Genomic DNA, 13,283 nt, shown 5'->3' with positions numbered 1-13,283 from the left:
TCCTTTCAACCCAGGTTCAAACAATCGGCCACAGCCCGCTCGCTGACGCCGTAGAGCGCCGCCAGCGCGGCCGGGGTGGCGGTTTCGCGTGGCGCGCCCAGCGCCACCAGGCGCCCGCCGCCCAGCAGCGCGATGCGGTCGGCCACGCGTAGCGCGTGCTCGGGCTGGTGCGTGGTCAGCAGCACCGACAGGCCCTCGCCGCGCAGGCGCGCGATGTGCTCCAGCACGCGGATCTGGTTGCCGAAGTCGAGGCTGGCGGTGGGCTCGTCCATCACCAGCAGCGCAGGCTGCTGCGCCAGCGCGCGGGCGATCAGCGCCAATTGGCGCTCGCCGCCGCTGATGGCGGTGTAGGCGCTGGCGTGCAGGTGGTCGATGCCCAGCAGGTCCAGGCACTGCAGCGCCAGCGCCCGGTCGCCCCGGCCCGGCGCCGAGAAGCGGCCGACGTGCGCCGCGCGCCCCATCAGCACCACGTCGAGCACGGTGTAAGGAAACAGCCCCGCATGCGCCTGCGGCACGTAGCCCACGTGGCGCGCCAGCGCGCCGCGCGGCCAGGCAGCAATGTTCTGCCCGCGCACCCGCACCTCGCCCGCCAGCGGCGCCAGCAGGCCCAGCAGGGTGCGCAGCAGCGTCGTCTTGCCGCAGCCGTTGGCGCCCAGCAGGCACAGCACCTCGCCGGGCGCGAGCGTGAAATCCAGCCCCTGCGCCACGCAGCGGCGCCCATGGCCCACGGCCAGCGCGTGCGCCTGCAGCACGGGGCTAGTCACGCGCCCCTCCCGCTGCGCGCCAGCACGAAGAGGAAGAACGGCGCGCCGACCAGCGCCGTCAGCAGCCCCAGCGGCAGCTCGATGGGCGCGGCCGTGCGCGCCAGCGTATCGGCCGCCACGACGAAGCCGCCGCCCAGCAGCAGCGCCGCGGGCAGCAGGCGCGAGAACTGTGGCCCCACCAGCAGGCGCGCCACGTGCGGCACCACCAGCCCCACCCAGCCGACGATGCCCGCCAGCGACACCGCCGCCGCCGTGGCCAGCGTGGCGGCGGCCACCAGCGCCAGGCGCAGCCGCGCCACGGCCACGCCCAGGGCCTGGGCTTCTTCATCGGGCAGGGCCAGCAGGTTGATGCGCCAGCGCAGCAGCGCCATGGGCAACAATCCAGCGAGCAGCGCGGGCGCGGTGGCGGCCAGGTCGGCCGGGGTCACGGCGTTGAGCCCACCGAGAAGCCAGAAGGTGATGGAGGGCAATTGCGTGGCCGGGTCCGCCAGCAGCTTGATGAGCGAGATGCCCGCGCCCAGCAGCGCACCCACGGCCACGCCGGCGAGCACCAGCACCAGCACCGGGTCGTGCCGCCGCACCAGCGCCGCCACGGCCAGCACGGCGGCCACAGCCAGCAGCCCGCCCGCGAAGGCCAGGCCCTGCACCAGCGCCAGCGGCAGGCCCAGGTAGATGCCCAGCACCGCGCCCAGGCCCGCCCCGGCGGACACGCCCAGGATGTCGGGCGACACGAGCGGGTTGCGGAACATGCCCTGGTACGCCGCCCCGGCCGCCGCCAGTGCCGCGCCCACCAGCAGGCCCGCCGCCACGCGCGGCAGGCGGATGTTCCACACCACGGTGTCCACCGCCGGGGGCAGGCCCGAGGCGCCGCCGCCCATGCGCGCCAGGGCTACGCGCCACACATCGCCCGGCGCGAGCGCGAACGGGCCGGACACGCAAGCCCATAGCAGCACCGCGCCCAGAAGCGCCAGCGCCAGCAGCCAGCGGCCCGCATGCGCTACTGAAAACGGAGCTGCCAGCGCTTGCCCAGAAAGGACTAGAGGCCGATTTGACTCAAAATTCACACGGATTCCCCGAGCAGCTCGCGCGACTGCGCGGGCGTCAGCGTGCAGCCGTAGAACGCCTGGTAGAACTGCCGCACGGCCTCGGGCCAGGGCGGCAGCCCCGCCAGCAGCGCGTGGCCCGGGTACAGGTGCTGCACCATCCAGCGCACGCCGATCAGGCGGTTCACGCCCGGTGGGCCGTCGAGCCAGCCGAAGGGCAGCAGCGGCGCGCAATGCACGCGCTGCGCGCGCACAGCGGCCACGTCGCGCCACAGCGGGTCAGCGAGCGCGCGGCGCGCGAAGCCGGGGTCTTGCGTGACGATGACCTCCGGGTCCCAGGCCAGCACCTGCTCCAGCGACACGCGCGCGAGCGAGCCGCGCCCGGCCGCGGCGGCCACGTTGCGCCCGCCGCAAAAGTCGATCAGCTCGACGTTGATGGAGCCTTCCAGCCCCGTCTCCAGCCCCTGCCCGTCGGTGCCGCGCCCGAAGTACACGCGCGGGCGCTGCGCCGGTGCCACGGCGGCGCGCACGCGCGCGGCCAGGGCCAGCGCATCGTCGGCCATGGCGGCGAGCTGCTCGCCGCGCGCGGCCACGCCCAGCAGGCGGCCGACCTCGCGCAGCTGCGCGGCATGCTCGGCGATACGGCCCTGCACCAGCAGCGTGGGCAGGCCGGTCTGTTCGCTGACGCGGCGCACGCCGGAGACGTAGGTGGCGTCGGCCGTGCCGGCATCGACCACCAGGTCGGGCTGCAATTGCAGCAGGCGCTCCAGCGGCATGGTGCTGCCGCGCCCGGACAGACGGCCCAGGTGCGGCAGCGCGCGCAGGCCCGGCCCGAGCAGCGCGCGCGCCTCGTCGCCCAGGGTGATGGGCCAGCCGAGCAATTTCCCGGGCGCCAGCGCGGCCACCAGCACGCCCGCGGGCGGCCCGGCGGCGAACACCTTGCGCACGGCCCCGGGCGCGGGCTGCGCGCCAAAGCGCGCGACGACGACGCTGGGCGGCCCTTCTGGCGCCCCCTCTGGTGCGCTCTGGGCCCAGGCCCCGGACCAGGCCAGCGCCCCGGCGGCGGCCTGCAGCCATTGGCGGCGGCGCATCATGCGGGTGCCCTCTTCTCTGCGGCCAGCATGAACCAGTCGCGCAGCGCGGCGGTGCGCGCCGGCAACTCGTCGCTCTCGCCGCCGGTGAAGCGGCGCCAGGCCTCCAGGTGCTTGGGTGCGGCGATGGTGAGCACGGGAATGCCGGCCCCGGCCAGCCCCGCGATCTCGGCGGCGAAGCCGCCGCCGCCCGCTTCCAGCTCGCCGAAGCGGTTGGTCACGGCCAGTTGCACGCGGTCGTGCAGGGCCTGGCGCAGCACGCGGCTGGCGTCGGCCACCCGGCCCGCGTCGATGCTGCAGCCCTGTGCGTGCGGCCCAAGGTTCTGCGAGACGGGGTGGGCCGCGCCGGAGCGCAGGTCCACCAGCTCCAGCGCGGGCTTGCCGCCGCCGGGCGCGGGCACGCGGCGCTGCGTCATGCCGCCGACCTGCCAGCCCAGGCGCTGCAGGCCGTGGCAGAACGCGAGCACCACCGCGTCGGCGGTTTCGCCATGGAGATCGCCGTCGGGATAGACGACGGCGGCGAGTTTAGAAACGGTAGCTGCCATTGATGTACCAGAAACGCCCCGGCATGGGGTGACCATCGGCCAGTTCGTACCACTTGTCGGCCAGGTTGTCCACGCCGAAATCGAGCGCGAAGTCCTTGGTGGGCTTGTAGATGGCCTTGACCCCGGTGGTGCCGAAGCCGCTGAGCTGGCGGTAGGCGCCGTCGAAGTTGACGTTGCGGCCCTGCTCGGCCTCCAGCGTGGCGCGCAGCTCCCACTGCGCGCTGGGCAGCCAGTTGACGGCGGCGAACAGGCGGTGGCGCGGCGTATCGACCAGCGTCACGCGGCTGTCGCTGAGGTTGGTGCGGTGCAGGTAGGTGTAGCTGGCGCTCGCGCTCCACTGGACCGCGAGCTGCTGCGCCAGCGACAGCTCCAGCCCCTGGTTGCGCGTGCGGCCCACGTTCTGCGCCTGGTCGCAGGTGGTGCCGCCACACGCCGCCGAGGGCACGACCACGGTCTGGATCTGGTCGTTCACGCGGCTGTAGAACACGGCGGCCTGGCCCTTGCCGCCGGCCCAGGGCTGGCCGCCCACGCCCAGCTCAAAGTGGTTGGCGGTCTCGGGCTTCAGGTCGGGGTTGGGCAGCGCGCTGCCCATGCGCGCGGAGTAGCGGTCCTTGATGGTGGGAAAGCGCGTCTTGTGCGAGAGCACGGCGTACACCTCGTCGCCCTGCTGCGTGAGCGCGTAGCTCAGGCGGGCCAGGCCGTTGGTGGCGCTGGTGGCGCCGGTGGGCCAGTAGTACACCTCCTTGGCGTCGCGCTTCTCGTGGCTCAGGCCCAGGTTCAGGCGCCAGCGGTCGGACAGGGCGATGGTGTCCTCGGCCACCAGCGAGGTGGTCACGTCGCGGTAGAACTTGCCGGTGTCGTCGTGCTCGTCCACCTTGTAGTGCACGGCGAAGCGCAGCTCGTGGTTCTTGAGGCTGTAGTTGGCCCACTCCACGGTGGCGCCCTTGCTGGTGTCCTTGTAGGCGCTGGTCGGGTCGTGCTGGGTGAAGCTCGCGTCCTTGTACATGTCCAGGCCGTTCTTGTAGGTGTCGTGGTACAGCCGGGCCTTGAGCACGTTGTCGCTGCCGATGCGCGTGCTGCTCAGGAAGTACAGGCTGTCCTTGTCCCAGTACGGCCAGCGCCAGTAGCGCACGGCGCTCTTCTGCGTGGAGGTGCCGGTGTACACCGGGTTGCCCTTCTCGCCCTCCTGGCGCACGTAGCCCAGCGCGTATTCGTCGGTGGCGTTGGGCGTGAGGCCGAGCTTGAACGACAGGCGCTTGTCGGTGCGGTAGGCGTTCTCGCGGCTGCCGCCGGTGTCGGTGGGCTGCTTCTTGTAGTCCTTGAAGCCGCTGGGCAGCGGAAAGCTGTCGGCGTCCAGGTAAGACGCGCCGATCTGGTAGTACCAACTGCCCTGGTTGCCGCCCAGGTTCACGGCGGCCTTGCGCGTCTGGCCCGCGCCGAAGCCCACGCGCGCATCGCCCTCTAATGCCTTGACCGGCTTGCGCGTCACGAGGTTGATGGCGCCGCCCAGCGTGTTCGGGCCGTAGAGCAGCGAGGCGTCGGCCTTGGCGACGCGGATCTCGGCCAGGTCGAAGGTGGTGAAACGGCTGAAATCGACGTAGCCGTCATAGGGCACGTACAACGGCACACCGTCCACGTAGACCGGCACCTGGCGCGAATCGAAGCCGCGCACGTAGACCATTTCCTCGTTGCGCGCGCCGACGCGCGACACGGTGACGCCGGGCAGCAGCCGCACCGCGCCCGACACGGTGTCGGCGTTGTTGCGCGCCATTTCCTCCTGGCTCAGCCGCGCCTCGCCAGCGGCCTGGCCGGACAGCGGCGCACCGGTCACGGTCACCGTGCCCAGCTCGAACACGCCATCGGCCGCGCTGGCCGCGCCGCAGCACAGGCCCAGCGCCAGCAGCGCGGCCGCGCTGGCGGGGGTGGATGGTCTTTTCGGGGAGTTCACGGGAGGGCGCTTCATCGTGGGGCTTTCCGGTTTCGCTATTCACAAATGGAATAGCGGCGGACAAAAAAACACGCCATGGGCCGGCGTGGTCGGAGGCTGCAAATATACATTTGAAAACCGTATTTTCCCTGCCCATTGCGCGACAGGCTGACATGGATCAGCCGCGAAGGAACCGCGCGCGCCGCGCGATGATCTACCGGGAAGAGCCATAAGATGGGGACGGTATGGACCGGGACACCATGTCAACGTGCGCCGCGCCCAGGGCCTGGCCCCGGCGCCTCGGCATCCGCCTGTGCGGGCTGCTGGCCTGCATGGCGTTGCGTGTCCTGGCGTCCGACACGGCCCCGCCCGCCGAACCGCCCCCGCTGCCCAGCGCCCGCGAACGGCTGGAAATGTCGAGCGACCGCAACCCCCTGCCGCGCAATACCGCCCTGCGCGTGGACGTGACGCGCTGGCTCGGCAGCGGCCCCGGCGGCAGCCTGGGCCTGTCGCTCGGCATGGCGACGCAGACCAGCACCTCGGTGCCCGCGCTGGCCATGACCGAACCCATCTGGGAACCCACGCTGGGCGTGCACTGGCGCGCCCCGCTGGGCGGCAACATGTACCTGGACCTGTCCACCTGGACGCGCGCGCCCTACCGCGGCCAGACGCCCGACGCCATGGACATGATCTGGCTCAACCGCCAGCCGAATTACGGCACGCGCGTGGAGGTGCAATGGGCCTCGCCGCGCTTCGGCGGCCTGCTGCCCGAATTCGGCGCCATCGGCGTCAAGCTCGAAGGCGACTCGCAGCTGCTGCTGCGCACGCGCTCCGGCGGGCCCATGCTGTACTACCGCACGAAGTTTTAAGTGTTTTCAGGCCCCAGCCCTTGTGCAGAAAGCGCTGGCAGCTATTGTTTTCGCAGCGCCAGCCAGCGCGCCGCGCCCTCCCCGGCCGCGCGCCCCGTGGCGCAGCTGGCCGTGAGCAGGTAGCCGCCCGTGGGCGCCTCCCAGTCGAGCATCTCGCCCGCGCAGAACACGCCGGGCAGGGCCTGCAGCATCAGGTGCCCGTCCAGCGCCTCGAAGGCCACGCCGCCCGCGGTGCTGATGGCCTCCTCCACCGGCCGCGGCGCCACCACGGTGATGGGCAGCGCCTTGATGGCCTGCGCCAGCAGCGCCGCATCCTGCATGCCGTCCTTGCCGAGCTGCTCGTAGAGAACCGCGGCCTTGATGCCGTCCAGCCCCAGCCGCCCCTTGAGGTGGCTGGAGAGGCTGCGCGCGCCGCGCGGGTGCCGCACCTCGGCCAGCACGCGCTCGTGCGTGTGGCTGGGCAGCAGGTCGAGGAAGAAAGTGGCATGGCCGTGCGCCGCGATTTCGTCGCGCAGCAGGCTGGAGACGGCGTAGACCAGGCTGCCCTCCACGCCCGTGGCCGTGGCGACGAATTCGCCGCGCCGCGCGAAAGCGCGGCCGTCGCTGGCGGTGAACGACAACGCCACCGACTTGAACGGCTGGCCCGCGAAGCGTTCGGCGAAGAACGGCGTCCAGCCCACGGCGGGCGCGGGGCCGCGCCCGATGAGTTCGCGGAAGAAGTCGCGCCGCGAAACCTGCGCGAGCGGCCCCACGGGCGCATCGACGCGCGGCACATCGAAGCCGCAGTTGGCCGGCTGCAGGGGCGCGATGTCCACCCCCTTGCCCGCCAGCAGCGGCACCCAGGCCGCGTCCGAGCCCAGGCGCGGCCAGCTTGCGCCGCCCAGGGCCAGCACCGTGGCGCGCGCGGCCACCTGCCGCTCGCCCTGCGGCGCGGCGAAGCGCAGGGCGCCATCCGGCGCCCAGCCCAGCCAGCGGTGGCGCATGTGGAACTGCACGCCCAGACCGCGCAGCCGGTGCAGCCACGCACGCAGCAACGGCGCGGCCTTCATGTCGGCGGGGAACACGCGGCCCGAGGTGCCCACGAAGGTGTCCACGCCCAGGCCATGCGCCCAGGCGCGCAACGGCTCGGCGCCAAAGCGCTCCAGCAGCGGCGCGATCTGCGCGCTGCGCGCGCCGAAGCGCGCGGCGAACGGTGCGAACGGCTCGGAATGCGTGAGGTTGAGCCCGCCCTTGCCCGCGAGCAGGAACTTGCGCCCCGCCGAAGGCATGGCATCGAACACCTGCACGGCCGCGCCGGCCTGGGCCAGCGCCTCGGCCGCCATGAGGCCGGCCGGGCCGGCGCCGATGACGGCGGCATCGCAGGAGAGAGGGAGAGGGGGAGAAACGAGGGGGTCGGTCAATGCATCGGGCATGGGCCGATCATCCCATCAAGCGCGTGGTCTCCACGGCCTCACGCAGCTTGTGTGGATTGCGCATGAAATACACGCCGCGCACGCGCCCATCGGCCCCGGGCTGCACAGCCACGGCCAGGGTCACGCGGCCGTCGGCCGCGCGCGCGATGATGCCCGGCATGCCGTTGATGCGCGCGGCCTGCAGGCGCTCACGCAGGCCCTCCCCTTGCCCCCAGGCATGCGCCAGCGCGCACAGCACGCGGGCCACGCCGTCCGCGCCGCGCAGGGGGCGCGGGATCGCTGTCACGACACCGCCGCCATCGCTGAGCAGTTGCACATCCTCACTCAACAAAGCCACGAGGCGTGCGGTATCGCCCGAACCCACGGCCTGCGCGAAGGCTTCGAGCAACTGCGCCGAACGGCCCGCCACGTCCGCGAGCGCTGAGCCCTGCTCCGCATCGCTCCATGCGCCCTGCGCCCGCACCCGGGAACGCGCGCGCGACGCGAGCTGGCGACAGGCCGCCGCGCTGCGGCCAAGATGACGCGCGATCTCGTCGAACGGCTCGTCGAACACATCGTGCAGCAGGAAGGCCGCGCGTTCCAGCGGGCTCAGCCGTTCGAGTACGAACAGGAACGCGATCGACACGCTCTGCGCGAACGCCAGCCGCTCGGGCGGCGGCTGCGGCGCCTGGCCATCGGCCTGCGCCGCGGCCTCGATCCACGGCTCAGGCAGCCACACGCCCACGTAGTGCTCGCGCCGGCGCTGGGCGCCGCGCAAGCGGTCGATGCACAGGTGCGTGGCCATGCGCGCCAGGTAGGCACCTGGCTGGTCGAGCGCGCCCAGGTCCACCTCGCGCCAAGCCAGCCACAGGTCCTGCACCAAGTCCTGCGCCTCATGGCGCGAGCCCAGCATGCGCCACGCGAGCCCGAGCAGGCGTGCACGCTGGGCCTCGAAGCAGGCGGCATGGCTGGCTGCAGCGGCAGGGGTTTCGGAGGGAAGCAAGGGCATGGTTCAGAACGGATTGTGCGGCCGCTGCGCGAAGACTCGGGCCTCGGCGCGCAGCCCGTCGAGCGCCTGCGCCACGGCCTGGGGCTCATCCAGGTGCAGGTAGTGGCCACTGCGCGCAAGCACCACGCGCACCACGCCAGTCTCCTGTGCGATGCGCTCCTGGTTGCGCACCCAGGCAGTGCGCATGGCCTCGTCCTCCAGGCCCGGAGGGAAGTCGTTCATCTTCCCGCTGCCAAGCACGCGCACGGGCACGCGTGGCAACGGGCCGGCCGCGAGCGCCTCCGCCAGCACGCCGTCGAAGGCCTCGTTCTCGGCGCGCAGCGTGCGGTAGTGGCGCACACTCAGGCCCCAGGCCTGGGCGCTGTCCCGCTCGGGCGGCGGCAGACGCACGGCCACAAGCGAAGTGCTCAGCCCCGCTGCCTGGGGCAACCCCCAGGGCGCGAGGGCAGCGGCCCCGGCCAACAACCGGCCCAGGCTTGCGCGGAACGCCGCATAGCGCGGCGCGGGAAACTGCGCAGCGTAGTCGCGTCCCACGGCGTCGACGAAGGCTAGGCCCGCCACGTCCTGCGGATAGGTGCGCGCATAGAGCCCCACGAGCAACCCGCCCATCGAGTGGCCCGCGAGCACGCGCGGCGAAGGCAGGCCCGCCGCATCGAGCGCGCGGCGCAGGTCCTGCACGGCCTGCAGGCCTGTACGCGGCTGCATGGGCGTGCCAGACCAGCCGTAGCCCGCACGGTCGTAAGCGCACACGCGCCCACTACGCGCAAGCAGCGGCTGCACGGCGGCCCAGTCCTGCGACCAGCCGCCCATGCCGGCCTCCAGCACGATAGGCGGGGCACCGCCCCCACCCATGCAACGCAGGTGCAGCCGATGGCCACCCACATCGACCAGCGTGCCAGGCGCAGGCCAGCGCTGCACGATGTGCGCATCCTGCCAAGCGCGCTGCGCGGCCAGCGCGGCCACGCCCATGGCCACGAGCGCTGCAACCGCCATTCCCCCACGCATGGCATGGCGGCGCCACCATACGGCGGCACGCACCGGGACCCGCGTGGCAGGTGGCGACGGAGGGACGATGGGCATGGCGATATTCCTTTCACAGGTGCACGGCCCAGAACGGCGGGCGGCCCCATGCCGCCCCCGCGCTCGGGCCGATGCCCCCATGACGAAACAGCCCCAGGCGATGTGACATGCCAGAGGGACGCACGCAGCCATCTGTACCGCGCCGTACCTCCAACCAGACCGCTCGGCACGGCAACGTTTCAGAACATGTTCAGAACAACGTGCCCTGCGCCCCTGGCGCCAGGGCGGTTGCGGCAAGCGCTGGAGCGGGTGTGTCCCCCGACGGCACCCGCACCAATCGCCCTTCCCCGCTCAGAAACGCCGCACCCACCGCCTCGCCCGGCACCTGGGCCTGCACGGCCGCGCGGTAGCGCTGCAGCTGGGCGATGAGCTGGGGCTGGCGCTCGGGCTGGGCGGCGCTCTTGTAGTCCAGCACCCACCAGCGCGCGCCCTCGCGCGGCGCGTGCAGGCGCACCAGGCGGTCCAGGCGCAGGCTTTGCCCCTGGTACGTCAGCGGCGCCTCGTTCACGGCCAGGGCCACGGCGGCATCGTCCCAGGCCCAGGCGCCTTCGCCCTGCACGATGCGCCGCGCCATGGCGGCGGCGGCCTCGGCAGCCTCGGGCGGCAGGCTGAATTCGCGCGCCAGCTGGGCGGTGCGCTGCGCGCCCCAGCCCTGGGCGCGGGCCTGGGCCAGCGGCAGGCCGGCCACGCCCACGCGCTCCAGCAGGGCGTGCATGGCACGGCCCTGGCGCGCGGGCAGGTCATCGGCCTCCTCCACGGCGGCGGGCAACGCGGCGGCGGCACGCTGGAAGGGCAGCTCCAGCAGGGTGAAGGGCGCATCCTGCGCCGTCCCGGCGCCAGGCTGCGCGGCCTGTGGGTCGGCATCGTGCTGCATGAGCGGCGCCAGGCGCGCCCACCAGCTGTCCGGGTTGGCGCCGCTGGCCTGCACGCACGACAGCGCCAGGCACTGCTTGGCGCGGGTGACGGCGACGTAGAGCGTGTTCAGCTCCTCGCGCTGGCGCTCGGCCAGTTCGACTGCCAGGGTGTCCTCGGCGCTGGCGGGCGGGCTGGATTCGCTGGCCAGGAAGATGAAGCGCCGCGGCAGCGCCTGCTCGCCCGGCCAGTCCACCAGCACGGCCATGGTCTCGGCTTTCTTGCCGCGCGCGTCGGTGTCGAGCAGCAGCACGCTGTGCGCCTCCAGGCCCTTGGCGCCGTGCACGGTGAGCAGGCGCACGGCCTGGGCGTCGGCGCGGCCGGGGGCGGCCATGCCGCCCTTCTTCATGGCGCGCACGAAGGCGTAGGGCGTGAGGTAGCGCCCGCCGTCCTGCTGCAGCGCGCAGGCCAGCAGCGCGCGCAGGTTGGCCAGCACGCTGGCGCGCTGCGGCGCGGGGGCGCAGGCGGCAAAGCGCGCCAGCACGTCGCCGTGCTGGTAGATGGCCTGCAGCGCATCGTGCGGGGGCAGGTGCGCCACCCAGTCGCGGTATCGCGCCAAATCGGCCGCCAGCGCTTTGCTGTCAAGCGCAAGCAGCTCCTGTTTTTGAAGCAAATCGAACCAGCTCAGCGCCATGTTCCCGGGCTGGCGGCGCAGCACCGCCAGGCGGGTGAGCAGCGCGTCGGGCACGCCGAACAGCGGCGACTTGAGCGCGCGCGCCAGCGAAAGGTCGTGCGCGGGCGAGACCAGCACGTCGAGCAGGGCCACCACGTCCTGCACCTCGGGCGCTTCGCTGAGGTCGGCCTTTTCCGGCTGCACGCAGGGAATGTGCAGCGCGCGCAGCGCCTCCTGCATGCTGGCCAGGCGGTCGCGCTTGCGCGCCAGCACCATGATCTCGTGCGCGGGCACGCCCATGGCGATGCACCCCGCCACCCACTGCGCGGCCTGGGCGCATTCGCGCATGCGCAGGGTCTCCTCGGCCTCGTGGCGCGGGGTGGTCAGGCTGTCGCGCCAGGCTGGCGCGCCGGCATCGGCGCTGTCGCTGGCGTCCTCGGCCTTGGCGATGGGCGGCAGGCGCAGCAGCTCGCCCGCGTGGCCCGATTCGGTGGTGTGGTCACGAAAGCCGCTGTACTGCTGCAGGCCCTGCGCCGCCTGCATGGCAGCGTTCACGGTGGCGATGATGCCGCGCGCGTTGCGCCGCGTGTGGTCGCAGGCCAGCAGGTCGCCGCCCAGGCCGTCGCGCACGAAGGCCTGGGCGGCCTTGAACACCTGCGGCTCGGCGCGGCGGAAGCGGTAGATGCTCTGCTTGGGGTCGCCCACGATGAACACGCTGGGCGGGCGCTGGCCGCTGGCGCCGCCGCCCGCGCCGGCGTAGGCGGCCAGCCAGGCGTGCAGCGCCTGCCATTGCAGCGGGTTGGTGTCCTGGAATTCATCGACCAGCAGGTGGCGCACGCGCGCGTCCAGGCGCTCCTGCACCCAGCCGCTCAGGGCGGGATCGGACAGCATGACCAGCGCGGTGCGCTCGACGTCGTTCATGTCCACCCAGCCGCGCGCGCGCTTGAGCTGGGCGAACGCGGCGATCAGGCAGCGTGCCAGGCGCGCCAGGCGCTGCTGGTGCCGCCAGGCCTCGTGCTGGGCGCGCGCCGCGCACAGCGGCTGCAGTTCGGCCTCGGCCTCCTGCGCGGCGGGGAATTTCTCCAGGTTCTTCGCCAGCCGGTCTTCCTTGGCGACGAAAAACGCCTTGCGCAGGCGGTCCAGGCGCTCGTCCAGGCGCGTATCGAGGCCATCGGCGAAGGCATCGACCACGGCGTCGGCGGCCTTCTGCGGCGTCTTGGCGCTCTCGGCGCCCAGTTGCCTGGCCCACGCCAGCCAGCGCGCGCGCGCCGCGCCGCCCGCCAGCGCCTCGGCGGGCGCGGCCAGGGCGGCCAGGCGCGGGAACTGCACGCCAAATGCGGGCACCGAGGCATCGACGATGCCCGCCGCATCGGCCAGCTCGAACTCCACGCGCTTGGCCAGCGCAGCCTCCAGCGCCTTGTGCGTCTGCGCGCGGCCATGGCGCGCCACGGCCGCCTCGTAGTCGGCGCGCAGCCCGGCGTCCTGCACCACGGCGGCGAGGAAGGGGCGCCAGACCTCGCGCACGGCCTCGGCGTCGTCCTCCAGCAGTTCGTAGCGCGCGGGCAGGCCGCGCTCCTGCAGCAGGGCCAGCGGCGCCGTGCCCAGCAGCGCCGCGAACCAGCTATGAAAGGTGCGGATCTGCATCGGCCGTCCGCTGGCGAGCAGGGTCTGGTACAAATTTCGTAGCGGCTCGCGCAGATCCTGTGCGGCCTGGGGGCCGATTCCGCGTGCAATCAGTTCCTGTTCGAGCTGTGCGGGCGTTGCGTGGGCGAATTGCTCCAGCCACTCCTGCAGGCGCTGGCGCATCTCGCCCGCCGCCTTCTTGGTGAAGGTGATGGCGAGGATTTCGTGCGGCGCGCAGCCCTCCAGCAGCGCGCGCAGCATGCGCGACACCAGCATCCAGGTCTTGCCCGCGCCGGCGCAGGCCTCGACGGCGACGCTGCGCTGCGGGTCGCAGGCGATGGCGTAGAAGGCCTCGCGCGAGACGGGGCGGCCGTTGTGTTCGTAGGCGGCTTGAAGCATGGTGAATCGTGCGGTGC

10 protein-coding genes are annotated in these 13,283 nt (G+C 72.8%); 1 reads left to right on the top strand and 9 read right to left on the bottom strand.

From position 1 onward, the window contains the following. Positions 1-5: 5 nt before the first annotated feature. From YS110_01585 to YS110_01565, 5 genes are all read right to left on the bottom strand, one after another. Entirely contained in the window at positions 6-764 is a 759-nt protein-coding gene (locus tag YS110_01585; GenBank protein ID UJB63542.1) for an ABC transporter ATP-binding protein, read from the bottom strand. Beyond that, on the bottom strand, positions 761-1,744 hold the full coding sequence (locus YS110_01580; protein ID UJB67316.1) for an iron ABC transporter permease: 984 nt from the start codon (positions 1,742-1,744) through the stop codon (positions 761-763). The genes YS110_01585 and YS110_01580 overlap by 4 nt, the downstream gene beginning before the upstream one ends. Positions 1,745-1,824: 80 nt before the next feature. Further along, positions 1,825-2,901 carry an ABC transporter substrate-binding protein gene (locus YS110_01575; protein ID UJB63541.1) on the bottom strand — a complete coding sequence of 359 codons (1,077 nt, stop codon included), beginning with the start codon at positions 2,899-2,901 and terminating at the stop codon, positions 1,825-1,827. Then, on the bottom strand, positions 2,898-3,443 hold the full coding sequence (locus YS110_01570; protein ID UJB63540.1) for a DUF2478 domain-containing protein: 546 nt from the start codon (positions 3,441-3,443) through the stop codon (positions 2,898-2,900). Before YS110_01570 ends, YS110_01575 begins: the two co-directional genes overlap by 4 nt. Beyond that, positions 3,424-5,406 (bottom strand): TonB-dependent receptor, encoded by a 1,983-nt coding sequence (locus YS110_01565; protein UJB63539.1) that lies wholly within the window; start codon positions 5,404-5,406, stop codon positions 3,424-3,426. The genes YS110_01570 and YS110_01565 overlap by 20 nt, the downstream gene beginning before the upstream one ends. 224 nt (positions 5,407-5,630) lie before the next feature. Here YS110_01565 and YS110_01560 point away from each other — a divergent pair, with 224 nt between their 5' ends. Further along, on the top strand, positions 5,631-6,239 hold the full coding sequence (locus tag YS110_01560; protein ID UJB63538.1) for a hypothetical protein: 609 nt from the start codon (positions 5,631-5,633) through the stop codon (positions 6,237-6,239). A gap of 41 nt (positions 6,240-6,280) precedes the next feature. On the opposite strand, the gene YS110_01555 is transcribed toward YS110_01560, so the two are convergent. From YS110_01555 to YS110_01540, 4 genes are all read right to left on the bottom strand, one after another. Next, on the bottom strand, positions 6,281-7,651 hold the full coding sequence (locus YS110_01555) for a TIGR03862 family flavoprotein (GenBank protein UJB63537.1): 1,371 nt from the start codon (positions 7,649-7,651) through the stop codon (positions 6,281-6,283). A 7-nt stretch (positions 7,652-7,658) separates the two neighbouring features. Continuing rightward, entirely contained in the window at positions 7,659-8,639 is a 981-nt protein-coding gene (gene sigJ, locus YS110_01550) for an RNA polymerase sigma factor SigJ (protein ID UJB63536.1), read from the bottom strand. A 3-nt stretch (positions 8,640-8,642) separates the two neighbouring features. Then, complete coding sequence (locus YS110_01545) at positions 8,643-9,719, bottom strand: alpha/beta fold hydrolase (protein UJB63535.1); 1,077 nt, start codon at positions 9,717-9,719, stop codon at positions 8,643-8,645. 190 nt (positions 9,720-9,909) lie between these two features. Further along, complete coding sequence (locus tag YS110_01540) at positions 9,910-13,266, bottom strand: UvrD-helicase domain-containing protein (GenBank protein ID UJB63534.1); 3,357 nt, start codon at positions 13,264-13,266, stop codon at positions 9,910-9,912. Positions 13,267-13,283 lie beyond the last annotated feature (17 nt).

The sequence above is a fragment of the Acidovorax sp. YS12 genome (assembly GCA_021496925.1).
Lineage (GTDB): Bacteria > Pseudomonadota > Gammaproteobacteria > Burkholderiales > Burkholderiaceae_C > Paenacidovorax.
The sequence above is the reverse complement of the archived record's forward strand: the minus strand, read 5'-3'. Positions and strand labels throughout refer to the sequence as shown.

Excerpts from the sequence above, each read along its gene's own strand:
- YS110_01575 (UJB63541.1), bottom strand. The coding sequence starts at position 2,901 with ATGATGCGCCGCCGCCAATGGCTGCAGGCCGCCGCCGGGGCGCTGGCC.
- YS110_01570 (UJB63540.1), bottom strand. The coding sequence starts at position 3,443 with ATGGCAGCTACCGTTTCTAAACTCGCCGCCGTCGTCTATCCCGACGGC.
- YS110_01565 (UJB63539.1), bottom strand. The coding sequence starts at position 5,406 with ATGAAGCGCCCTCCCGTGAACTCCCCGAAAAGACCATCCACCCCCGCC.
- YS110_01560 (UJB63538.1), top strand. The coding sequence starts at position 5,631 with ATGTCAACGTGCGCCGCGCCCAGGGCCTGGCCCCGGCGCCTCGGCATC.
- YS110_01555 (UJB63537.1), bottom strand. The coding sequence starts at position 7,651 with ATGCCCGATGCATTGACCGACCCCCTCGTTTCTCCCCCTCTCCCTCTC.
- sigJ (UJB63536.1), bottom strand. The coding sequence starts at position 8,639 with ATGCCCTTGCTTCCCTCCGAAACCCCTGCCGCTGCAGCCAGCCATGCC.
- YS110_01545 (UJB63535.1), bottom strand. The coding sequence starts at position 9,719 with ATGCCCATCGTCCCTCCGTCGCCACCTGCCACGCGGGTCCCGGTGCGT.
- YS110_01540 (UJB63534.1), bottom strand. The coding sequence starts at position 13,266 with ATGCTTCAAGCCGCCTACGAACACAACGGCCGCCCCGTCTCGCGCGAG.